Origin of the sequence: Sphingomonas chungangi (assembly GCF_013778325.1) — a bacterium.
Classification (GTDB): Bacteria; Pseudomonadota; Alphaproteobacteria; order Sphingomonadales; family Sphingomonadaceae; genus Solisphingomonas; species Solisphingomonas chungangi.
This window is the reverse complement of record NZ_JACEIB010000027.1, coordinates 105610-126164: the sequence shown is the minus strand read 5'-3', so window position 1 is coordinate 126164 and position 20555 is coordinate 105610. Positions and strand designations below refer to the sequence as shown.

Genomic DNA, 20555 nt, shown 5'->3' with positions numbered 1-20555 from the left:
GGCTCGTCGCAGGCCGCCATTTCCTTTTAACCATGTCGCGTTAAGCTCCGCCGCATGGGCAGTGTGATCAGTTTCGAGGACCGGGCCGTCGCGACGTTGCGCGCGCGTGTCGCCGAGGTGGAGGAGGCCAATCAGGATCTCATCGCCTTCGCGCGCGGCCATTCCGGCGCCGTCGCCCAGATTCACGGCGCGGTGCTCGCCGCGATCGAGGCCGAAGGGCTCGAGCATCTGATCCATGTCGTGACGCAGGACTGGCCGCAGATGCTCGGCGTCGATGCGGTGGCGCTGGCGCTGTTCGTCGGAGATGTCGGCTTCTGCGCCGATGCGGACGGCCTCCGGATGGTCGAGCCGCGCATGATCGAGCATGCCATTGCCGGGATCGACGGCGTGGTCCTTCGGGGTGTCGAGCGCGGTCATCCGCTGTTCGGCCCGGCCGCGCCGCTGATCCGCGCCGAAGCGCTGGTGCGACTGGACAATCCCGCACCCTTGCCCTGCGGCCTGATCGCGCTCGGCCAGCGCGCCGAGCAGCGCTTCGAGACGCGTCACGGTTCGGAACTGCTGGCCTTCCTCGGCAGCGTGCTGGCGCGTATGGTCGGGCGGTGGCTGCTCCCCTGACATTGGACGATCATCCGGCGCGGCAGGCCGCTGCTGCCTTCGCCGATCATCTCCGCCGCAACCGCCTGCGATCCGCTCATACGGTGCGCGCCTATGTAGCAACCGCGCATCGGCTGATCGCCTTTCTCGGTCGGCATCGCGGAGAGGCCATCGATACCGGTTTCCTGTCGGCCATCGAGCCCGCCGACCTGCGTGCCTATCTCGCGCATCGTCGTGGTGAGGGGCTGACCAACGCTTCGGCTGCGCGCGAGCTTTCCGCGGTGCGGACTTTCCTCGGCTTCGTGAATGGCGAAGGAGCGGCCATCCCGCGCGTGCAAGCTCCGCGCGTGAAGCGGGGCGTGCCGCGTCCGGTCACGCCGGCCGAGGCGAAGGCTTTGGCAAAGGATGCGGCGGACGCGCACGACGTCCCCTGGCTCGCCGCGCGCGATCTCGCGGTGCTGCTGCTGCTCTACGGTGCGGGCCTGCGCGTCGGCGAGGCGATGGGGCTTGATGCCGGGCTGTTGCCGCTCGGCGAGGCAATCACCGTGACAGGCAAGGGCAACAAGGCGCGCGTGGTACCGCTGCTTCCGGTCGTGCGCGAAGCGATACAATGCTATGCGGAGCTTTGCCCCTATCCACTGGCCCGTGGGATAATGCTTTTTCGGGGAGCCAAGGGTGGCGCGCTCGATGCCGCGATCGTCCGTAAGGCGGTGCGTGCGGCACGGGGGCGGCTCGGTCTGTCCGAGCGCACGACACCCCATGCGCTCCGCCACAGCTTCGCCACCCACCTGCTCGGGCGCGGGGCGGACCTGCGTCAGCTCCAGGAGTTGCTCGGCCACGCCAGCCTGTCGTCGACGCAGATCTACACGGCCGTCGATGCGACACACCTGATGGACGTCTATCGCGCCGCGCATCCCCGGGCCTGAAACGCCGACCAAATCGGCCCGGTAACGTTTCGAAAAATTCTTTTACCGGGCCTTTAAAGTTTTCACGCGCGCTGCCGTTACCGCTCGTAGGGAACCAACCTCAGTAGGACTACGGGCATGGACGGCATCGACAAGGCAGGGGGAGCAACCGACGTTTCGCGGCTGCGGCCGTCGTCGGTCCAACCCACGCAGGCGGCGGCTCCGGTCGCGGCGGCTCAGGCGAAAATTGCAACCAACGCGGGTCTGTCGGACGCGTTCGCCGCGCTGGCCGACACCTCGGTGCCGGTCGACAGCAAGAAGGTCGACGCGATCAAGTCGCTCATCCAGAGCGGTGCTTATCCCATCGATCCGCAGAAGATCGCGGCGAAGATGGTGGCGCTCGACTTTCCCGAGCGCGGCGAGAGCGCCGACGCCTGAGAGGCGACGAAAACGAAGGACGGGATCAGGCTCGCGCGTGCACGCGGGCTTCGATGGCGTCCCAGATGAGGGCCGGGGTATCGGTGCCGTTGAACTTGTCGATGGCGACGATGCCGGTCGGCGAGGTGACGTTGATCTCGGTGAGATAGCCGGCGATCACGTCGATGCCGACGAATACCAGCCCCCGCTTGGCGAGCTCTGGGCCTAGGGCGCCGCAGATTTCGAGTTCGCGCGCCGTCAATTCGGTCTGCGCGCCCGATCCGCCGACCGCGAGGTTTGAGCGGATCTCGCCCTTCTTCGGCAGGCGGTTGACCGCGCCGGCCGGCTTGCCGTCCACCAGCACGATGCGCTTGTCCCCGAGCGCCACGTCCGGGAGGAAGGCCTGCACCATGAACGGCTCGCGCCACACCTGCCCGAACAATTCGGTGAGCGCGGCGAGGTTGGCGTCGGTCTTGCCGACATGGAACACCGCCGAGCCCGCGTTGCCGTAAAGCGGTTTCACCACGACCTCGCCATGCGCCTGATGGAAGGCGCGCGCTTCATCGAGGCTGCGCGTGATCAGAGTCGGCGGCATGAACTGCGCATAATCCAGCACGAACAGCTTTTCGGGTGCGTTGCGGACGGACGCCGGATCGTTGACCACTAGGGTCTCGTGCTGAATGCGTTCGAGCAGATGGGTCGCGGTGATATAGGCGAGATCGAAGGGTGGGTCCTGTCGCATCAGGATGACGTCGGTGTCGGCGCCGAGATCGAGCAGCTTCGTTTCACCGAATTTGAAATGGTCACCGGCGACACGCTGGACCGTGACCGGACGGGCCGGTGCATAGACGCGACCGTCGCGGTAGGAGAGATCCCCGGCGGCATAGTGATAGAGGCTGTGGCCGCGCGCCTGGGCCGAGAGCATCAGGGCGAACGTGGAATCGCCCGCGATGTTGATGCCCTCCATGGGATCCATCTGGACGGCGACGGTGAGCGACATGGACTACCCCTTCCGTTCGTCCCGAGCGAAGTCGAGGGACGTGCAGCGAGCGCTGCGTCTGTGGCGCGTGCCTCGACTTCGCTCGGCACGAACGGCGAGGTAGGGGCGGGCGACAAAATTGTCACCCCTGCCAGACGTGCTCCAGATGCTTCGGCGGCTTTCCGGGCGCGATCAGCACCGCGTCGATGCGGATGTCGTCGCCCGGCTGGGCGTAGCGCGGGATCAGCATCTCGGCCGCCGCCGCGACACGGACCAGCCTCTGCCGATCCAGCGAGAGATCGAGCGCCGCCTGATCCTTGCGGCTCTTCACCTCGACGAAGGCGACGAGGCCCGGCTTGCGCATCACGATGTCCACCTCGCCGGCCGGTGTGCGGACGCGGCGATCGAGAATCGTCCAGCCCTTGAGGCGGAGGAAATTGGCGGCGATCGTCTCGGCGACGCGGCCGCTTGCTTCCGCCGCCTGACGCTTCATGCCTTCAGTTCCAGCGCGCGGTTGTAGAGCTCGTGGCGATCGAGACCGGTGGCCGCCGCCACTTCCTTGGCCGCCTTGGCGACGGGCAAACGGTCCAAAGCCTCGCGGAGCAAGGCATCGACATCGTCGACTTCCGGCGGCGGCGCGTCACCGGGTGGGCCGACGACGATCACGATCTCGCCCTTGGGACCGTGTTCGGCGTAGCGTTCCGCCAACTCCGCGAGTGTTCCGGTCACGCATTCCTCGAACGCCTTGCTGATCTCGCGCGCGACCGCCGCATCGCGCGATCCCAGTCCCTTCACCAACGCTGCCAGTGTCGCACCCAGCCTCGGCCCGCTCTCGTAAAGGACGAGGCTCGCCCGGATCGCCGCCACCTCGGCGATGGAATCGGCGCGCGCCTTCTCCTTGGATGGCAGGAAACCGAGGAACAGGAAGCGGTCGGTCGGCAACCCTGCCAGTGTCAGCGCCGCGATCGCCGCGCTCGGGCCGGGGATGGTGACGATATGTGCGCCCGTAGCCCGTGCATCACGCACCAGCTTGAAGCCCGGATCCGAGATCATCGGTGTGCCGGCATCGGAAACCAGCGCGATCGCTTCGACCCGCATCCGCTCGATCAGCCCGGGCCGCACCCGATCGGCATTGTGATCGTGATAGGGGGTCATCGGCCGTTCGGAGCCGACATGCCGCAACAGTTTCGCGGTCACGCGCGTATCCTCCGCGGCGATCAGGCTCGCGCGTGACAGGATGTCGGCGGCGCGGGGCGAAAGGTCGCCGAGATTGCCGATCGGGGTCGCGACGATGTAGAGGCCGGGCGGGAGAGGTTCGGTCATAGTAGGGGATTTCATGGCAGAGGCACTGGTGAAGCCGCAACCGGCGATGCGCGCGACGATGAAGCGGGCCGTCAGCCTGCTGCTCGCGGCGCTGCTCGCGGGCTGCTCCACGATGGTGCCGAAAGGGCCGCAGCAGGCCCCGCCGCCGCCCACCAAGCAGCCAGGCACCACGCAGCCCGGTCGGCTGCCCGAAGACCAGCGCGATCGCGTCGCCGTGCTGGTGCCGCTCAGCGGGCCGGAAGCTGGTATCGGCCAGTCCATCGCCAATGCCGCCAACATGGCGCTGATCGATTCGGGTGGCCAGGGCGTGCGCCTCACCATGTACGACACCGCGACCGGCGCTGCGATGGCGGCGCAGAAGGCACTGTCGGAGGGCAACAAGCTGATCCTTGGCCCGCTATTGTCCGACGACGTGCGCGCGATCGCGCCGATCGCCGCGGCCCAGCATGTGCCGGTGGTGGCCTTCTCGAACGACGTCAGCGTGGCGGGCAGCGGCATCTACCTGCTGGGCTTCACGCCGACCGAATCGGTCGATCGCATCGTCTCCTACGCCAAGGAGCGCGGACTCGGGCGGCTCGCGGCGCTGGTGCCGAACGGCGTCTATGGCCGCCGCGCCTCCAACGCGATGCTCCGTGCCGCCGAGAATACGGGGGCGACAGTGGTGTCGATGCAGAGCTTCGATCGCTCGCCCGCCTCGCTCACTACCGCGATCAAGCGGCTGGGTGACCCCAAGGGCTATGACGCGCTGCTGATCGCGGACAATGGCCGTATCGCGCTGGCGGCGGCGCCGCTGGTGCGCAAGTCCGGCTCGGCGGCCAAACTGCTCGGCACCGAACTCTGGAACACCGAGCCCCAACTGGCCGCCAGCAAGGTGATGAGCGGCGCCTGGTTCGCGGCGGTGTCCGACGGGCTTTATTCGCAGTTCGCCGGCAAGTACCGTGCGCGTTTCGGCAAGGGGCCGTACCGGCTTTCCAGCCTCGGCTATGATTCGGTGCTGCTGGCGGTGCGAATCTCCGCAGACTGGCGGCCCGGCACCGATTTCCCGCTGGATCGCCTGGCCGACAAGGGCGGCTTCTCGGGCGTCGACGGCGCCTTCCGCTTCGATCGCGACGGCATCGCCGAGCGCGTGCTGGAGGTGAAGCAGATCGGCATGGGAGGTGTCACCGTGGTGTCGCCGGCGCCGCAGGGTTTCGGAGACCAATAGCCGAGGGAGACGCGCGATGGGCTATGTTCAGGGCTTCCTGATACCGGTGCCGGCAGCGAACAAGGATGCGTATCGGGACATGGCCGCGAAGACCGCGCCGATCTTCATCGAATATGGCGCGACGCGTATCGTCGAGACCTGGGGCGACAATCTGCCCGACGGCACCACCACCGATTTCCGCAAGGCGGTGAAGGCGGAGGAGGGGGAGAACGTCGTCTTCTCGTGGATCGTCTGGCCGGACCGGTCGACGGCGGATGCCGCGCACGAGAAGATCTGGTCCGATCCGCGCATGGCCGTGCCGGACGGGCCGATACCGTTCGACGGCAAGCGCATGATCTACGGCGGGTTCGTGCCGATCTTCGATACGGAGGATTGATTCTCCGACGTCGCCATTGCGAGCGGAGCGAAGCATCCAGAGTCGCGAGCGTCGTGCATGTGGATGGCTCGCGTCGCTTCGCTCCTCGCAATGACGGACAGCTAGCGCACGATCTCGACGAGGATGCCGTCCAGCAGGAGCATGCCGGCTTCGCGCACTAAGAGGTGATCGCCCTCGCGCTTCAGCAGGCCGTGTGTGGAAAGCCGGTCGATCGCGGCCTCGTTGACGATCGCGTCGATCGCCAGCCCGGTCTCCGTCGCGATCCACGCGAGATCGACACCCTCGTCGAGCCGCAGCCCCATCAGCAGCGCCTCTTCGGCGCGCGTGGCGCCGTCGAGCGCTTCCTCGCTCTCGATGCCGTGGCCATTGCGCGCGACGGCTGCCAGCCAGTTCTCCGGCTTCTTGCGGCGGAGGCTGGCGGCACGGCCGCGTCGTCCGTGGGCGCCGGGGCCGACGCCGAGATAGTCGCGATAGCGCCAGTAAGCGAGGTTGTGGCGGCTCTCCGCCCCTGGTCGGGCATGGTTCGATATTTCGTAGGCCGGAATGCCCGCCTCGGCGGTCACAGTGCGGGTGATCTCGAAGAGATGGGCGGCCTCGTCCGGACCGAGCGTCGGCAGTTCGCCCTTCGCCACCAGCGCGGCGAAGCGCGTGCCAGGCTCGATGGTGAGCTGGTAGAGCGAAAGATGCTCGGTGCCGAAGCCGAGCGCCCGATACAGCTCCGCCAGCCACTGCGCCTCGGTCTGGTCGGGCCGCGCATAGATCAGGTCGATGCTGACCCGATCGAACGCCGCCTGAGCGGTGTCGAGCGCGGCAAGGCTCTCCGCCACTCCGTGCGCGCGGCCGAGGAAGCGCAGTGCATCGTCGTCGAGCGCCTGCAGGCCCAACGAGACGCGATTCACGCCGGCACTCGCCAAAGCCTGGAAGTTCGCCGCCTCGACCGAGGAGGGATTCGCCTCCAGCGTGATCTCGATGCCGGGCGCGAAGCCCCAATGGTGCTCGGCCGCGTTCAGCACGGCCTCGACGGTGGCAGGCGCCATCAGCGAGGGCGTCCCCCCGCCGAAGAAGATCGATCCAAGCGGTCGCTCCGCCGTCAGCGCCGCCTCATGCGCGAGGTCCGCGAGCAATGAATCCCGCCACGCCGCCTCGTCGATTTCGGCGCGGACGTGGCTGTTGAAGTCGCAATAGGGACATTTGGAAATGCAGAACGGCCAATGGACGTAGAGCGCGAGCGGATCACCCACGCTCAGAACACGGCCGCCACCAGCTTGCGGAAGGCGTCCGCGCGGTGGCTCATGGCGTGCTTTCTGTCAGGATCCATCTCGCCGAAGGTGATGTCGTGGTGCCAGGGCTGGAAGACCGGATCGTAGCCGAAGCCTTTGTCACCGCGCGGCGGCCAGACGAGATGGCCGTCGACCCGGCCCTCGACCGTGACGATATGCCCGTCCGGCCAGCAGAGCGATAGCGCGCAGACGAAATGCGCGTCGCGGCCCGCTTCCGGCCCCTTGGCGGCGAGATTGCGCTCGACCAGCTCCATCGCCCGGCCGAAATCCTTGCCCGACCCGGCCCAGCGCGCCGAGAAGATGCCGGGGTCGCCGTCCAGCGCCTCGACGCACAGGCCGCTGTCGTCCGCAAGCGCGGGCAGGCCGGTGAGATCGGCGGAGAAGCGCGCCTTCAGCTCGGCATTGGCGGCGAAGCTGGTGCCGGTCTCTTCCGGTTCCGGGACGTCGAGCTCGCCCGCCGAGACGATGTCCATTCCATAGGGGCCGAGCAGGGCGGCAATCTCGGGGATCTTGCCCTTGTTGTGACTGGCGATCACCAGCCTGCCCGGCTCCAGGCGGCGCTTCACCGGCCGGCGGCCTTCAGTTGCGCGGCGAAGATTTCGCTGCAGCCGATCCGCGCGAGGCGGAGCAGATCGAGCAGCGCCGCTTCGTCATAGGTCGCGCCTTCCGCCGTCGCCTGAGTTTCGGCGATGTTCCCATTGGAAAGCAGCACGAAATTGCCGTCGGCGTGCGCATTCGAATCCTCGATATAATCAAGGTCGAGCACCGGCGTGCCCTCGTAGATACCGCAGGAGACGGCGGCGACCTGCGCAGTGATCGGATCGGCCGTCAGCCTGCCCTCGGCGAGCAGCTTGTCGACCGCGAGGCGGAGTGCCACCCAAGCGCCCGAGATCGAGGCGGTGCGAGTGCCGCCGTCGGCCTGGATCACGTCGCAATCGAGCGTGATCTGGCGCTCACCGAGCAGCGTCATGTCGCAGACGGCGCGCAAGCTACGGCCGATAAGCCGCTGGATTTCCTGCGTGCGCCCGGATTGCTTGCCCTTTGCAGCCTCACGCGATCCGCGCGTGTGAGTGGCGCGGGGCAGCATCCCGTATTCGGCCGTCACCCAGCCTTGGCCCTTGCCGCGCAGGAAGGGCGGCACGCGCTCCTCGATCGAGGCGGTGACCAGCACCCTGGTGTCGCCGAAGCTGATCATGCAGCTGCCCTCGGCATGGCGGGTGGCGTTCGGCTCGATGATGATGGCGCGCATCTGATCTGGCGCACGGCCGGAGGGTCGCATGAGGGCTCCTGTGATAAAGTCGGGGCGCTGTAGCGGTATAAGGCCCCAACGTCACCACCGTTCGCCCCGAGCCTGTCGAAGCCTGTCCTGAACGCCCGCCTTGGCAGGTAGTCGAAGGGCTGCCCTTGTTCCTTCGGCGCCGGAATAAGAAAGGGCAGGGCTTCGACAAGCTCAGCCCGAACGGGTTTGAGGTGTTGAGTGGCGGAGTCGTTCTCCCTACATCCCTGTCATGGGTCCCGCAGTCCCCGAGCTCTCCGATCGCGCCCGCGCGATCTTTCGCGTGGTGGTGGAATCGTATCTGCGCTCCGGCACGCCGGTGGGATCGCGGACCATTTCGCAACTCTCCGGCCTCAATCTCTCTCCGGCCTCGATCCGCAACGTGATGCAGGATCTGGAGGAGGCGGGGTTGCTAGCCGCGCCGCATATCTCCGCCGGGCGGATGCCGACCGAGACCGGTCTCAGGCTGTTCGTTGACGGCATGATGCAGGCCGACGAACCCAACGAGCAGGAGCGCGCCGCGATCGAGCGTCAGATCGGCCAGACCGGCCCGATCGAGGATGCGCTGGCGGCGGCCTCCGCCGTGCTGTCGGGCCTCTCTGCCTGCGCCGGTCTCGTGCTGGTGCCGAAGCAGGAGCCGATCCTCCGCCAGTTCGCCTTCGTGCCGCTGTCCCGCGAGCAAGCTCTTGCCGTGCTGGTTGGCGCGGACGGCACGGTGGAGAATCGCGTCGTCGCGCTCCCGCCGGGCACCGATCCTTCGGCGCTGATCGAGGCGGCCAACTACATCTCCTCCGAACTGGCGGGGTGCACGCTCAGCCAGGCGCAGGCGCGGCTCACGGCGGAGATCGGGCTGGGCCGCGCGCAACTCGATCGCGCCAGCCACGATCTCGTCCAGCGCGGGCTTGCCGTCTGGTCCACCGACGGCGCCGACAGGCCGGTGCTGATCGTGCGGGGCCAAGCGAATCTGATCGATCAGTCCGCGGCCGACGATCTAGAGCGCATCCGTCTGCTGCTCGACGAACTCGAGGGCAAGGAGGAGATTTCCCGCCTGCTCGAGGGCGCCCGCGCGGGTTCCGCCACGAAGATCTTCATCGGATCGGAGAACAAGCTCTTTGCGTTGTCCGGTTCGTCGATTATCGCCGCCCCCTACCGCGCCCGGGAGGGCCGGGTGGTGGGTGTGGTCGGCGTGATTGGGCCGACCCGATTGAACTATGCGCGCGTCGTTCCCATGGTGGATTTCACCGCGCACGCGCTTTCCAGGCTGATGGCATGACAGAAGAAACGATGAGCAACGACAACACCGAAGACCTCCGCACCGAAACCGCCGACGCGGCGCCCGAAGTCGCCGAGCACGACAAGCTGCGTGCCGAGCTGGAGGAAGCGAAGCAGAATGCCCTCTACGTGCAGGCCGAAATGCAGAACCTTCGTCGCCGCACCGAGAAGGAGATGGCCGATGCCCGCGCTTACGCCACCACCGGCTTCGCACGCGATCTGCTCTCGGTGGCCGACAATCTGCAGCGCGCGCTGGCTGCGATCCCGGCCGAGCTGCGGTCCGACGACAAGCTGAAGCCTCTCGTCACGGGCATCGAGATGACCGGTAAGGAACTGGAAAGCGTCTTCCAGCGCAACGGCGTGACCCGCATCGAGGCGGTCGGCCAGCCGCTCGATCCGAACCGGCACCAGGCGATCATGGAAATGGAATCGGCCGATGCCGCACCCGGCACCGTGATCCACGAGATGCAGACCGGGTGGATGATCAAGGACCGGCTGTTGCGCGCCGCGATGGTCGGCGTCGCCAAGGCGCCGGAAGGAGCGGGAATCGACGCGACCGCATGATCCGATGCCGTTGCGTAGCATCCAAAAACGTATTTGTGCGTTTAAGGAAGGTTAACGAGAGGGGCTTCGCTTAGGAGCTTTGTCATGAAGAAGATCGGTTTGATGTTGGCCGCCGTGAGCGGTGCCTTGTTGATCACCGCGACGCCGGCCGTCGCCCAGCATGGCGGTGGCGGTCATGGCGGCGGCGGTGGAGGCGGTGGCTTCCATGGCGGCGGCGGCGGCGGTTTCCACGGCGGCGGCGGTTTCCACGGCGGTGGCGGTTTCCATGGCGGTGGCGGTTTCCATGGCGGCGGCGGCTGGCACGGCGGCGGCGGCTGGCACGGCGGCGGCTGGCACGGCGGTGGCTGGCGTGGCGGCGGCTGGGGTTGGGGCGGCGGCTGGTACGGCTGGCCTGCCGGCTTTGGATGGGATGATTATCCCGGCTATTATGGCGACGGTTATTACGGCGACTATGGCGATGGATATTATGGCGATAACGGATGGGGTTACGGCTGCCAGCCGGTCTGGGATCCGTCGCTGAACAGCTACGTGCCGGGCTGCAACTGACCCGGGCTTCCCGCGATCGGCGGAAACTGCGATGAGGGCGGCAAAGGAGCTATCCGATGTCGCCCTTGCCTGTTCTCCACGCGCACCTTTTCTCGTCTTATTGCTGGAAGGTTCTGATCGCGCTTTACGAGAACGAAACGCCGTTCGAACTCCGGCTGGTCGAGGATGAGGCCAGCTGGGCCGAACTGGAGCGGCTTTGGCCGATGAAGCTGATGCCGGTGCTGGTGGATGGCGATCGTGAGGTCGTCGAATCCAGCATCATTATCGAATATCTCGCGCTATTCCATAGCGGGCCGGTAAGCCTGATCCCGTTCGATCCGGACAAGGCGTTGCGTGTGCGCTTCCTGGATCGCGCGTTCGATAGCTACGTCATGACGCCGATGAACAAGATCGTCGGCGACCATCTCCGGTCCGAGGCGGATCGCGATGCCTATGGTGTAAGCGAGGCCCGCGCGAAGCTGGATCGCTCCTACCGCTGGATCGAGACTTGTCTCGCGGACGGGGGTTGGGCGGCGGGCGCGGATTTCACGCTCGCCGACTGTGCGGCCGCGCCTTCGCTCTTCTATGCGGATTGGGTGCACCCGATCCCTGCGGATTGTCCGAAGGCGCGCGACTATCGTGCGCGTCTGCTCGCGAGGCCATCGGTCGCGAGGGCCGTGGACGAGGCGCGGCCCTATCGGCGGTATTTCCCGCCAGGCGCGCCCGATCGGGACTGAACGGTTCGATCGGAATATGGTCGACCCACGGGCCGCGGCGATCGGGAGCGCGCCGAGGCCGATCACCGGCACGCCGCAAGTCGCGATGATGCTGGCGTGGGTTATTCCCCGAACATGCCTTTCAGCTTGTCGAAGAAGCCGGTCGAGGCAGGGCATTCCTCGCCCGTCTCGGTCTCACGGAACTGCTGGAGCAGTTCCTTCTGGCGGGCGGAGAGCTTGGTCGGCGTCTCGACCGCGATCTCCAGCACAAGATCGCCGCGCCCGCGCCCGTTGAGGACGGGCATGCCGGAGCCGCGATGGCGCAGCTGCTTGCCGGACTGGATACCGATGGGGATTTTCACGGTAATGACCTCACCGTCGAGGTTCGGCACCTCTATCTCGCCGCCCAGCGCGGCGGTGGTGAAGCTGATCGGGCAGCGCGCGGCGAGATTGGTGCCGTCCCGCTCGAAGATGGCGTGTCGCTTGACGTGCAGGAAGATGTAGAGGTCGCCGGCAGGAGCGCCGCGACCGCCGGCCTCACCCTCGCCGGTGATACGGATTCGGGTGCCTTCGTCGACGCCGGCCGGGATCTTCACCTCCAGCGTCTTCTCCTTGTCGACGCGGCCCTCGCCCCGGCAGCCGGGGCAGGGATCGGCGATTACCTGGCCCGCGCCGTGGCAGGTCGGGCAGGCGCGCTCGATCACGAAGAAGCCCTGCTGCGCGCGGACCTTGCCGTGGCCGGCGCATGTCTGGCAGGTGCGCGCCGAGGTGCCCGGCTTGGCGCCGGTGCCCTCGCACAGCTCGCAATTGGCGGCGACATCGATGACGACCGTCTCAGTCTTGCCGTGGAAGGCGTCTTCCAGGCTGATCGTCACGTCGTAACGCAGGTCCGCGCCGCGGCGCGGGCCGCCGCGCTGCTGGCGTCCGCCGCCCATGAAATCGCCGAACACGCTCTCGAAGATGTCGGAGAAGCCCTCGAAGCCTTGCTGCTGGCCGGCACCCGCGCCGCCCTGCCGGAAGGCGGCATGGCCGAAGCGATCGTAGGCGGCGCGCTTCTGTGGGTCCTTCAGGCAGTCATAGGCCTCGGAAATGGCCTTGAACTTCGCCTCGGCTTCATGGTTGCCGGGGTTCTTGTCGGGATGGAACTGCATGGCGAGCCGCCGGTAGGACGACTTGATCACCTTGTCGTCGGCCGTGCGCTCGACTTCCAGCAGCTCGTAAAAATCGATCTCGGTCATTCGGCCCTGCGGGTCTCTGGCCCTCTCCCGTTCGTCACGGGAGAGGGAGGGGCCCCGGCAGAGCCGGGGAGGGTGAGGATCTTCTTCTTAGGCGCAGTTGCCCGCGTCGAAGAAGAAGAGGACCCTCACCCAACCCTCTCCCGCGAAGGCGGGAGAGGGTTTCGGTTGCGTCACTTGTTGTCGTCGACCTCGGAGAATTCCGCGTCCACGACATCGTCGTCCTTCGGACCTTCGGCGCCGGGCGAGGCCTGCGCTGCCTGATCCTTCTCGTAGATCGCCTGGCCGAGCTTCATCGCGACCTGCGCGAGGGCCTGGGCCTTCTCGCTCATCTGGGCCGCGTCGTTGCTCTCGACGGCGGTCTTCGCCTCGGCGACCGCCGCCTCGATCTCGGACTTCAGAGCAGCATCGACCTTGTCGCCATGCTCTTCGAGCTGGCGCTCGGTCGAGTGGATCAGGCCTTCGGCGTTGTTCTTCGCCTCGGCCGCCTCGCGACGCTTCTTGTCCTCCTCGGCGAACTTCTCCGCGTCCTTCACCATCTGGTCGATGTCGTTGTCCGACAAACCACCCGAGGCCTGGATCTTGATCTGCTGCTCCTTGCCGGTGCCGCGATCCTTGGCCGAGACGTTGACGATGCCGTTGGCGTCGATGTCGAAGGTCACCTCGATCTGCGGCACGCCGCGCGGGGCCGGCGGGATGCCGATCAGGTCGAACTGGCCGAGCATCTTGTTGTCCGCCGCCATCTCGCGCTCGCCCTGGAAGACGCGGATCGTCACCGCGCCCTGATTGTCCTCGGCGGTCGAGTAGGTCTGCGACTTCTTGGTCGGGATCGTCGTGTTGCGGTCGATCATGCGGGTGAACACGCCACCCAGCGTCTCGATGCCCAGCGACAGCGGGGTCACGTCGAGCAGCAGAACGTCCTTCACGTCGCCCTGCAGCACGCCGGCCTGCACCGCCGCGCCGATCGCTACGACCTCATCGGGATTAACGCCGGTGTGCGGCTCCTTACCGAAGAAGTCCTTCACGGCCTGGCGGACGCGCGGCATGCGGGTCATGCCGCCCACCAGCACGACCTCGTCGATCGCGTCGGCCTTGAGGCCGGCGTCGGCGAGCGCCTTCTTCACCGGCTCCATCGTGCGACGGACCAGATCCTCGACCAGCTTCTCGAGATCCGAGCGGGTGATCGTCTTGACGAGGTGCTTCGGGCCGTTCTGGTCGGCGGTGATGAAGGGCAAGTTCACTTCCGTGGACTGCGCCGACGACAGCTCGATCTTGGCCTTCTCGGCCGCTTCCTTCAGACGCTGGAGAGCCAGCTTGTCCTTGGAAAGATCGATGCCCTCGTCCTTCTTGAAGCCCTCGGCGAGATATTCGACGATCTTGTTGTCGAAATCCTCGCCGCCCAGAAAGGTGTCGCCGTTGGTCGACTTCACCTCGAACACACCGTCGCCGATCTCGAGCACCGAGATGTCGAACGTGCCGCCGCCAAGGTCATAGACCGCGATCGTCTTGCCGTCGTTCTTCTCGAGGCCGTAGGCGAGCGCCGCTGCGGTCGGCTCGTTGATGATGCGCAGCACCTCGAGGCCGGCGATCTTGCCGGCGTCCTTGGTAGCCTGGCGCTGGGCGTCGTTGAAGTAGGCGGGAACCGTGATGACGGCCTGCGTCACCGGCTCGCCGAGATACGACTCCGCCGTTTCCTTCATCTTCTGCAGCGTGAAGGCCGACACCTGCGAAGGCGAGTAATCCTCGCCGCCGGCCTGCACCCACGCATCGCCGTTCGGGCCCTTCACGATGTGATAGGGCACCAGCTCGGTGTCCTTCTTGGTGATGGGATCGTCGAAGCGGCGGCCGATCAGGCGCTTCACCGCGAAGATGGTGTTGTTCGGGTTGGTCACCGCCTGGCGCTTCGCCGGCTGGCCGATCAACCGCTCGCCGTCCTTGGTGAAGGCGACGATGGAGGGGGTCGTGCGCGCGCCCTCCGCATTCTCGATAACCTTGGGCTTGCCGCCCTCCATCACGGCCACGCACGAGTTCGTGGTGCCGAGATCGATGCCGATAACCTTAGCCATTCATTATCCCCGTAATCTAACTCTCGAATGTTCGACGAGCCGCTCGTCCCCCCTCATCAAGCGAAGGACGAGAGGAATGCTCCATGCGGCGATATAAGAGGCGTTTCGCTTGCTGCAAGCCGGTTGGCGCCCTAATCCACGGGGCGTAACGATCGGGGACAGATTGGGCATGAGGATCGCGGGTTTGGTGCCGTTCGCGCTGCTGGCGCTGGCGGGGTGCCATCGTGAGGCGAAGCTGTCGGCGGACCAGGCGTGGGTGCGGCTGCCGGCGGTGGCGGGGCATCCGGGGGCGGGATACCTGACGATCCATGGCGGGCCGGAGGCGGAGCGGCTGCTGGCGGTGGAAAGCCCGGCGGCGGGCTCCACGGAACTGCACGAGAGCATGAAGATGGGGCCGGGCGGAATGACCGGCATGCAGCGGCTCGACGGGCTGGATGTGTCGGCGAACGGCACGGTGGCCTTCGCACCGGGCGGCAATCACGTGATGATGTTCGGGCTGAGCCCAAGCCTCAGGCCGGGCGGCACGGTCCCGTTCAGCGTCCGCTTCGCCAAGGGGCCGCCGCTGACGGTTGAAGCCAAGGTCGTCGGCGCGGGCGACGCGGCGCCCTATTGATGGAGGGTGGCCGTCCGCTCACGCTGGGAGAGACCGCGCTCGCCCATCTGATCTTCGGCGACGCGATCGATTACGAGGCTGCGTGGATCGTTAACCGCCGCTGGTTCCCCTTTCAGCCGCGCGAAACGGTGATGGCGCCGGATGGGCATATCTGGATTCCGCCGGGAAGCTCGGCCTGGTGCGAGGATTTCTCGGCGGCCAGCCAATCGATGCAGGGCCTCTTCATCCATGAGATGACCCATGTCTGGCAGGCCCAGAAGGGCGGCCGCTGGTATCTGCCGCTGATGCGCCATCCATTCTGTCGCTACGGCTATGTGCTGACGCCGGGGAAGCCGTTCCACCGTTACGGCATCGAACAGCAGGCCGAAATCGTCCGCCACGCCTGGTCCGCGCGCCGAGCCGGCGGCCGGGCGGCGAGCGAGCTCGAAGCGATCCTGCCCTTCCGTCGCGCCTGATCCGCCGCAATTCCGCCGCTCTGGCTCGGTAGATGGGCGGAATGAAGCCCGTGCCTCTCCTCGTACTCGCCGGCTGCCTGACGCTGCCGGGCTGCGTCGTCCACACCGCCTACGATGTCGCGACCGAGCCGGTGCGCGTCGGCTCCAAGGTGGTGGACTGGAGTACCACCAGCCAGTCCGAGGCCGATCGCAACCGTGGCCGCAAGATGCGCAAGGAGCAGGCGCGGCAGGAGAAGGAAGCGCGTAGGCAAGCGAAGCGCCGGCGCGAGCAGGGTTATCAATCGCCTTACTAGGAGCGATAGTGCCGCCGATGCCCGATGCCACGCTCACTGAACGCCTGAAGGCCGAGGCCGCGCGGCTCGGCTTCGTCGCGTGCGGGGTGACGCGGGCGGTGGACGAGCCGCTGCCGGGCGAACGGCTGATGGAATGGCTGGGCGAGGGCGCCCACGGATCGATGGGCTGGATGGAGGCGCGGGCCGACTGGCGGCGTTCTCCGCGCGCGCTGTGGGCCGAGGTGCAATCGGTGGTGGCGCTCGGCATGAGCTATGCGCCGTCCGAGAACCCGATGCGCCTCGCCGCCGAGATGGAGACCGCGCGGATTTCGGTCTATGCGCAAGGGCAGGATTATCACGACGTCGTCAAGAAGGCGCTGAAGGGGCTCGCCCGCTGGCTGGCGGCGGAGGCGGAGGGCGCGCTCAAGGTGTTCGTCGACACCGCACCGGTGATGGAGAAGCCGCTGGCGATGGCCGCAGGCCTCGGCTGGCAGGGCAAGCACACCAACCTCGTCAGCCGCGAGCATGGCAGCTGGCTGCTGCTCGGCTGCCTGATGACCGAACTGGAGCTGGAGCCGGACGCGCCGAGCCGCGATACCTGCGGATCGTGCGACGCATGCCAGGTGGCGTGCCCGACGGGGGCCTTTCCGGCGCCCTACCGGATCGATGCGCGGCGCTGCATCTCCTACCTCACGATCGAGCATGATGGCCCGATCCCGCGCGATCTGCGCGCGGGGATCGGCAATCACGTTTATGGTTGCGACGATTGCCTCTCCGTCTGCCCGTGGAACAAGTTCGCGCAGGCAGGGCGCGCGAACCTCGCCTTCGCGAGCCGCGCCGAGCTGGCGGCTCTGCAGGTCGCCGACCTGCTGGCGCTTGACGATGCGAACTTCCGGCAGGTTTTCTCCGGCTCGCCGATCAAGCGCATCGGCCGCGACCGGATGGTGAGGAACGCGGCGATCGTGGCGGGCAATAGTGCGCGGCCGGCGCTGGCGGGACAGCTGGAACCGTTGCTCGACGATCCCTCGCCGCTGGTGCGCGGGGCGGTGGTGTGGGCGCTGGGGAAGTTGGGCAGACTTGATCCGGCGCGGATGACCAACGAGCAAGACGATGCCGTTCGCGAGGAATGGAACGCTGCCCTATCCACCCGTTCGCCCTGAGCTTGTCGAAGGGCCGTCCTTCCTTCCCGAGAGTAAAAGAAGACGGGCAGCGTTTCGACAAGCTCGGCCCGAACGGGATTGAGCGTCAGGGCGCCGCCGCCCGCCGGCTGAGCGCCGCGATGCACGAGGCGCGATCGATGTCGTCGCCGGTCGGCAGGCGCGCGTCGATATAGGTCGCGACCGGCTCAGCACCGTCCTTCGACGGATAGAGATAGGCGTCGAGCACGCACACCGGCCCGACGAACTGCAGTTTGCGCGCCTGCCCCTCGCGCCCGTCGAGATCGGCGGGGCCGAACAAGGCGACGAGCTGCGCGGCCGTCTTGCCGATCACCCGTTCCAGGCCGGCCTCGTGCATGTTGGCGGGCTTTTCGGATGCCGGCGCGGGCGCGCCCTGCTGACCTGTCGGGGTGGTGCAGGCCGCGAGCAGCAGCGCGGGGGTGAGGAGGAGCGGCAGTCGGCGAATCATGCCCCTCCCTGCCATGCCGGCTCGTCCTCGCAAACCGTGCCGCGCGGTATCGTGCAAAGATTGCGCGCCAGCCTGCCGCCCGCTAGGCGCGGCCCCATCCTTTTCCGGAGACTTTCGTGACCGATACCACGCTCGACATCATCGCCATCGGCAATGCGCTGGTGGACGTGCTCGCCCCCGCCGACGACGCTTTTCTCGCCGCCGAAGGGCTGACCAAGGGTGCGATGCAGCTGATCAATGCCGATCGCGCCACATCGCTCTACGGCCATATGGGGCCGGGCAAGGAGATTTCGGGCGGCTCGGCCGGTAACACCGTGGCGGGTGCCGCGATGATGGGCGCGCGCTGCGCCTTCATCGGGCAGGTAGCCAAGGACCAGCTCGGCGAGGTGTTCGTCCACGATCTCGAATCGCAGGGCATCGCTTTCACCGTTGCGCCGCGCGAGGCCGACATCCCGACCGGTCGCTGCCTGATCCTGGTCGGCGAGTGCGGCGAGCGAACGATGAACACCTATCTCGGCGCCGCCCAGTTCCTGCCGCCGTCCTCAGTGGACGAGGCGCAGGTCGCCTCCGCCAAGGTGCTGCTGCTCGAAGGCTATCTGTGGGACCCGGCCGAGCCGCGTGCGGCGATGCAGGCGGCGATCAGGATGGCGCGCAAGGCGGGTCGGCAGGTCGCGCTGGGCGTGTCGGCGGTGTTCTGCATCATGAACCACCTGAGCGACTTCCGCGCGCTGGTGGACGATGGCGACATCGACATCCTGTTCGCCAACGAGGAGGAACTGCTGGCGCTGACCGGCGAGGCGACGTTCGACGCGGCGATGGACGCGCTGGCTCCGAAATTGTCCCTGGTGGTGGCAACGCGCGGCAAGGACGGGGCCTGGGCGGCGGCGAACGGCGAGCGCTTCCATGTGCCGGCCGAGCCAGTGGAGCGGGTCGTGGACACCACCGGCGCGGGCGATCTCTTCTCGGCGGGCTATCTGGTCGGCCATGTGCAGGGGCGCCCCGTGGAAGAGTGTCTGCGCATGGGCGCGATCGCGGCGGCCGAGGTGATCTCGCACTACGGCGCCCGGCCGGAGCAGGATTTGAACGCGCTGATCGCCGCCAGACTGGACTGATCTTCTCCAGACAAGGAAAAGGGCCGGAGGCGGCGTCGCCTCCGGCCCTTTCTTGCCGGTTTCCGCGATCAGTGCTGGACCGCGGTGATGTCGTCGTCCTCGTCGCCGTCGACCACGCCGCGCGCCACGTTCGAGTGGCGGAAGCCGTAGAGGAAGTAGAAGACGAGGCCGATCGCGGTCCAGCCGAAGAAGACGCCCTTCGATTCGGCATTCAGGCTCATGAACAGCACGATGCACCCGATGATCGCGAGCGGCGCGAACACCCACACCAGCGGCGTGCGGAACGGGCGCGGGCGGCTCGGATCCTTCACGCGCAGGATCATCACGCCCAGTGACACCACCGCGAAGGCGAACAGCGTCCCCGAATTGGAGTAATCCGCCAGCGAGCTGACCGGCAGGAAGGCCGAGAATAGCGCCGCCACACCGCCCGTCATGATCGTTACCACCCACGGCGTCTTGAAGCGCGGGTGCACCGTCGACAGCTTGCGCGGCAGCAGCCCGTCTCGCGCCATCACGAAGAAGATGCGCGTCTGGCCGTACATCATCAGCAGCACGACCGACGGCAGCGCGAGGGTCGCCGCCAGGCCGACGATATCGCCGAGCCACGGGGTCGATACCTGGCGCATCACATAGGCCAGCGCCTCCTTCGAGCAGACCAAAGGCGCCGTCGCGCTGTGGCAGGCGGCGGACGCGTAAAGCTCGGGCGAGCCTTCGACGAAATACTTGCCCGTCGCCGGGTTCATCAGCGGCTGCGCGCCATAGGAGCCGATCGCCCCGCCCGCCACCAGCATGTAGAAGATGGTGCAGATCAGCAGCGATCCGATCAGGCCGATCGGCACGTTGCGCTGCGGGTTCTTGGTTTCCTCGGCCGCGGTGGAAACCGCGTCGAATCCCACATAGGCAAAGAAGATCGAGGCCGCGGCGCCCAACACGCCGACGCCCTCCGATCCGAAGGGGTTGCCCCAGCCGCGCGGCGTGAAGGGATGGAAGTTCGAGGCATGGCCGGAGATCATCGGCACCGTCACCGCGACGAACAGGATCAGTGCAGCCACCTTGATCGCGACGAGTACGGCGTTGACGGTCGCGCTCTCCTTGGTGCCGATCACCAGCAGCCAGGTGACCAGCCCGACGATCAGGACGGCCGGCAGATTGACGATGCCGCCGACCTCACCACCCTTGATGAAGCCGAGCTCGATCTTGGGGCCTACGGATAACGCGTGTGGAAGATGGACTCCCAGCGAGTCCAGCAGCCCGACGATATGGCCGGACCAACCGACCGCCACGGCACTCGCGCCCAGCGCATATTCGAGGATCAGCGCCCAGCCGACCAGCCAGGCCATCAGCTCGCCCATCACCGCGTAGGAATAGGTGTAGGCGGAGCCGGCGACCGGCACCATCGACGACAGTTCCGAATAGCAGAGCGCCGCGAAGGCGCAGACCAAGCCGGCGACGGCGAAGGACAGCATCATGCCTGGCCCGGCCTTCTGCGCCGCCGTGGCGGTCAGCACGAAGATGCCGGTGCCGATCACGGCGCCGATGCCCAGCATGGTCAGTTGGAAGGCACCCAAGGATCGGTGCAGCGACTTCTTTTCTGCGGTCGCGAGGATCGCGTCCAGCGGCTTTACACGGCCGAAGATCATCAATGTGTCCCCTGCGCGGCTGCACCCTCCCGGCGCGCCGCTGCTCTGGGGACGGGAGCCTAGCGGCTCATCCGTCCCGCGCAAGCGCGATGCGTCAACCGGATG

General features: G+C 67.0%; 24 protein-coding genes. 14 read left to right on the top strand and 10 right to left on the bottom strand.

Features of this window, described 5'->3' with window-relative positions; genetic code table 11:
* The first annotated feature begins 54 nt into the window (after positions 1–54).
* The 3 genes from HZF05_RS18425 to flgM all read left to right on the top strand — a co-directional run bounded on the left by HZF05_RS18425 (position 55) and on the right by flgM (position 1937).
* Positions 55–615 carry a DUF484 family protein gene (locus HZF05_RS18425; protein ID WP_160363957.1) on the top strand — a complete coding sequence of 187 codons (561 nt, stop codon included), beginning with the start codon at positions 55–57 and terminating at the stop codon, positions 613–615.
* Positions 600–1520, top strand: coding sequence for a tyrosine recombinase XerC (locus HZF05_RS18420; protein ID WP_160363956.1), 921 nt, complete (start codon positions 600–602; stop codon positions 1518–1520). The genes HZF05_RS18425 and HZF05_RS18420 overlap by 16 nt, the downstream gene beginning before the upstream one ends.
* 117 nt (positions 1521–1637) lie before the next feature.
* The gene (gene flgM, locus HZF05_RS18415) at positions 1638–1937 is read left to right on the top strand and encodes a flagellar biosynthesis anti-sigma factor FlgM (RefSeq protein WP_160363955.1); all 300 of its coding nucleotides are present in this window, start codon (positions 1638–1640) and stop codon (positions 1935–1937) included.
* A gap of 25 nt (positions 1938–1962) precedes the next feature.
* Here flgM and gshB read toward each other — a convergent pair whose 3' ends face one another.
* The 3 genes from gshB to rsmI all read right to left on the bottom strand — a co-directional run bounded on the left by gshB (position 1963) and on the right by rsmI (position 4218).
* Complete coding sequence (gene gshB / locus HZF05_RS18410) at positions 1963–2916, bottom strand: glutathione synthase (RefSeq protein WP_160363954.1); 954 nt, start codon at positions 2914–2916, stop codon at positions 1963–1965.
* Positions 2917–3037: 121 nt separating this feature from the next.
* Positions 3038–3388 (bottom strand): YraN family protein, encoded by a 351-nt coding sequence (locus tag HZF05_RS18405; protein ID WP_160363953.1) that lies wholly within the window; start codon positions 3386–3388, stop codon positions 3038–3040.
* Positions 3385–4218: a 16S rRNA (cytidine(1402)-2'-O)-methyltransferase gene (rsmI, locus tag HZF05_RS18400; protein ID WP_181638915.1), complete on the bottom strand. Its 834-nt coding sequence runs from the start codon at positions 4216–4218 to the stop codon at positions 3385–3387. Before rsmI ends, HZF05_RS18405 begins: the two co-directional genes overlap by 4 nt.
* Positions 4219–4231: 13 nt before the next feature.
* Here rsmI and HZF05_RS18395 point away from each other — a divergent pair, with 13 nt between their 5' ends.
* Together HZF05_RS18395 and HZF05_RS18390 are read left to right on the top strand one after the other, a co-directional pair.
* The gene (locus tag HZF05_RS18395) at positions 4232–5422 is read left to right on the top strand and encodes a penicillin-binding protein activator (RefSeq protein WP_160363951.1); all 1191 of its coding nucleotides are present in this window, start codon (positions 4232–4234) and stop codon (positions 5420–5422) included.
* 16 nt (positions 5423–5438) lie between these two features.
* Entirely contained in the window at positions 5439–5798 is a 360-nt protein-coding gene (locus HZF05_RS18390) for a DUF1428 domain-containing protein (protein WP_160363950.1), read from the top strand.
* Positions 5799–5899: 101 nt separating this feature from the next.
* Here the strand turns inward: HZF05_RS18390 and hemW are convergent, their stop codons facing one another.
* The 3 genes from hemW to rph are packed head-to-tail and all read right to left on the bottom strand — an operon-like array spanning position 5900 to position 8357.
* Positions 5900–7039, bottom strand: coding sequence for a radical SAM family heme chaperone HemW (gene hemW, locus HZF05_RS18385; RefSeq protein ID WP_425505639.1), 1140 nt, complete (start codon positions 7037–7039; stop codon positions 5900–5902).
* Positions 7040–7041: 2 nt separating this feature from the next.
* Entirely contained in the window at positions 7042–7644 is a 603-nt protein-coding gene (gene rdgB / locus HZF05_RS18380) for an RdgB/HAM1 family non-canonical purine NTP pyrophosphatase (protein ID WP_160363949.1), read from the bottom strand.
* Positions 7641–8357 carry a ribonuclease PH gene (gene rph / locus HZF05_RS18375; RefSeq protein ID WP_160363948.1) on the bottom strand — a complete coding sequence of 239 codons (717 nt, stop codon included), beginning with the start codon at positions 8355–8357 and terminating at the stop codon, positions 7641–7643. Before rph ends, rdgB begins: the two co-directional genes overlap by 4 nt.
* Before the next feature lie 229 nt (positions 8358–8586).
* Between rph and hrcA the strand changes: the two genes are divergently transcribed.
* The 4 genes from hrcA (at position 8587) to HZF05_RS18355 (ending at position 11452) form a co-directional block, all read left to right on the top strand.
* Positions 8587–9627, top strand: coding sequence for a heat-inducible transcriptional repressor HrcA (gene hrcA, locus HZF05_RS18370; protein ID WP_160363947.1), 1041 nt, complete (start codon positions 8587–8589; stop codon positions 9625–9627).
* Positions 9624–10190 carry a nucleotide exchange factor GrpE gene (grpE, locus tag HZF05_RS18365; protein ID WP_160363946.1) on the top strand — a complete coding sequence of 189 codons (567 nt, stop codon included), beginning with the start codon at positions 9624–9626 and terminating at the stop codon, positions 10188–10190. The genes hrcA and grpE overlap by 4 nt, the downstream gene beginning before the upstream one ends.
* An 84-nt stretch (positions 10191–10274) precedes the next feature.
* Positions 10275–10736, top strand: coding sequence for a hypothetical protein (locus HZF05_RS18360; RefSeq protein WP_181638914.1), 462 nt, complete (start codon positions 10275–10277; stop codon positions 10734–10736).
* A 56-nt stretch (positions 10737–10792) separates the two neighbouring features.
* On the top strand, positions 10793–11452 hold the full coding sequence (locus HZF05_RS18355; protein ID WP_160363945.1) for a glutathione S-transferase family protein: 660 nt from the start codon (positions 10793–10795) through the stop codon (positions 11450–11452).
* Positions 11453–11553: 101 nt separating this feature from the next.
* Here HZF05_RS18355 and dnaJ read toward each other — a convergent pair whose 3' ends face one another.
* Together dnaJ and dnaK are read right to left on the bottom strand one after the other, a co-directional pair.
* Entirely contained in the window at positions 11554–12669 is a 1116-nt protein-coding gene (gene dnaJ, locus HZF05_RS18350; RefSeq protein ID WP_160363944.1) for a molecular chaperone DnaJ, read from the bottom strand.
* Between the two features lie 170 nt (positions 12670–12839).
* Positions 12840–14732, bottom strand: a complete 1893-nt coding sequence (gene dnaK, locus HZF05_RS18345) for a molecular chaperone DnaK (RefSeq protein ID WP_160363943.1) — start codon at positions 14730–14732, stop codon at positions 12840–12842.
* A 169-nt stretch (positions 14733–14901) separates the two neighbouring features.
* Here dnaK and HZF05_RS18340 point away from each other — a divergent pair, with 169 nt between their 5' ends.
* The 4 genes from HZF05_RS18340 to queG are packed head-to-tail and all read left to right on the top strand — an operon-like array spanning position 14902 to position 17232.
* Entirely contained in the window at positions 14902–15345 is a 444-nt protein-coding gene (locus tag HZF05_RS18340) for a copper chaperone PCu(A)C (protein ID WP_160363942.1), read from the top strand.
* The gene (locus HZF05_RS18335) at positions 15345–15800 is read left to right on the top strand and encodes a vgr related protein (protein ID WP_160363941.1); all 456 of its coding nucleotides are present in this window, start codon (positions 15345–15347) and stop codon (positions 15798–15800) included. The genes HZF05_RS18340 and HZF05_RS18335 overlap by 1 nt, the downstream gene beginning before the upstream one ends.
* A 41-nt stretch (positions 15801–15841) precedes the next feature.
* Complete coding sequence (locus HZF05_RS18330) at positions 15842–16093, top strand: hypothetical protein (RefSeq protein WP_160363940.1); 252 nt, start codon at positions 15842–15844, stop codon at positions 16091–16093.
* Between the two features lie 17 nt (positions 16094–16110).
* Complete coding sequence (gene queG, locus HZF05_RS18325; protein ID WP_160363939.1) at positions 16111–17232, top strand: tRNA epoxyqueuosine(34) reductase QueG; 1122 nt, start codon at positions 16111–16113, stop codon at positions 17230–17232.
* Positions 17233–17317: 85 nt separating this feature from the next.
* Here the strand turns inward: queG and HZF05_RS18320 are convergent, their stop codons facing one another.
* Positions 17318–17698, bottom strand: a complete 381-nt coding sequence (locus HZF05_RS18320; RefSeq protein WP_160363938.1) for a hypothetical protein — start codon at positions 17696–17698, stop codon at positions 17318–17320.
* Positions 17699–17814: 116 nt separating this feature from the next.
* Here HZF05_RS18320 and HZF05_RS18315 point away from each other — a divergent pair, with 116 nt between their 5' ends.
* On the top strand, positions 17815–18810 hold the full coding sequence (locus HZF05_RS18315; RefSeq protein ID WP_160363937.1) for a PfkB family carbohydrate kinase: 996 nt from the start codon (positions 17815–17817) through the stop codon (positions 18808–18810).
* 68 nt (positions 18811–18878) lie between these two features.
* On the opposite strand, the gene HZF05_RS18310 is transcribed toward HZF05_RS18315, so the two are convergent.
* The gene (locus tag HZF05_RS18310) at positions 18879–20450 is read right to left on the bottom strand and encodes an amino acid permease (RefSeq protein ID WP_160363936.1); all 1572 of its coding nucleotides are present in this window, start codon (positions 20448–20450) and stop codon (positions 18879–18881) included.
* Positions 20451–20555: the final 105 nt, after the last annotated feature.

Coding starts and splice junctions, on each gene's coding strand:
- HZF05_RS18425 (WP_160363957.1), top strand. CDS start 55: ATGGGCAGTGTGATCAGTTTCGAGGACCGGGCCGTCGCGACGTTGCGC.
- flgM (WP_160363955.1), top strand. CDS start 1,638: ATGGACGGCATCGACAAGGCAGGGGGAGCAACCGACGTTTCGCGGCTG.
- gshB (WP_160363954.1), bottom strand. CDS start 2,916: ATGTCGCTCACCGTCGCCGTCCAGATGGATCCCATGGAGGGCATCAAC.
- HZF05_RS18405 (WP_160363953.1), bottom strand. CDS start 3,388: ATGAAGCGTCAGGCGGCGGAAGCAAGCGGCCGCGTCGCCGAGACGATC.
- rsmI (WP_181638915.1), bottom strand. CDS start 4,218: ATGACCGAACCTCTCCCGCCCGGCCTCTACATCGTCGCGACCCCGATC.
- HZF05_RS18395 (WP_160363951.1), top strand. CDS start 4,232: ATGGCAGAGGCACTGGTGAAGCCGCAACCGGCGATGCGCGCGACGATG.
- HZF05_RS18390 (WP_160363950.1), top strand. CDS start 5,439: ATGGGCTATGTTCAGGGCTTCCTGATACCGGTGCCGGCAGCGAACAAG.
- rph (WP_160363948.1), bottom strand. CDS start 8,357: ATGCGACCCTCCGGCCGTGCGCCAGATCAGATGCGCGCCATCATCATC.
- hrcA (WP_160363947.1), top strand. CDS start 8,587: ATGGGTCCCGCAGTCCCCGAGCTCTCCGATCGCGCCCGCGCGATCTTT.
- grpE (WP_160363946.1), top strand. CDS start 9,624: ATGACAGAAGAAACGATGAGCAACGACAACACCGAAGACCTCCGCACC.
- HZF05_RS18360 (WP_181638914.1), top strand. CDS start 10,275: ATGAAGAAGATCGGTTTGATGTTGGCCGCCGTGAGCGGTGCCTTGTTG.
- HZF05_RS18355 (WP_160363945.1), top strand. CDS start 10,793: ATGTCGCCCTTGCCTGTTCTCCACGCGCACCTTTTCTCGTCTTATTGC.
- dnaJ (WP_160363944.1), bottom strand. CDS start 12,669: ATGACCGAGATCGATTTTTACGAGCTGCTGGAAGTCGAGCGCACGGCC.
- dnaK (WP_160363943.1), bottom strand. CDS start 14,732: ATGGCTAAGGTTATCGGCATCGATCTCGGCACCACGAACTCGTGCGTG.
- HZF05_RS18340 (WP_160363942.1), top strand. CDS start 14,902: ATGAGGATCGCGGGTTTGGTGCCGTTCGCGCTGCTGGCGCTGGCGGGG.
- HZF05_RS18335 (WP_160363941.1), top strand. CDS start 15,345: ATGGAGGGTGGCCGTCCGCTCACGCTGGGAGAGACCGCGCTCGCCCAT.
- HZF05_RS18330 (WP_160363940.1), top strand. CDS start 15,842: ATGAAGCCCGTGCCTCTCCTCGTACTCGCCGGCTGCCTGACGCTGCCG.
- queG (WP_160363939.1), top strand. CDS start 16,111: ATGCCCGATGCCACGCTCACTGAACGCCTGAAGGCCGAGGCCGCGCGG.
- HZF05_RS18320 (WP_160363938.1), bottom strand. CDS start 17,698: ATGATTCGCCGACTGCCGCTCCTCCTCACCCCCGCGCTGCTGCTCGCG.
- HZF05_RS18310 (WP_160363936.1), bottom strand. CDS start 20,450: ATGATCTTCGGCCGTGTAAAGCCGCTGGACGCGATCCTCGCGACCGCA.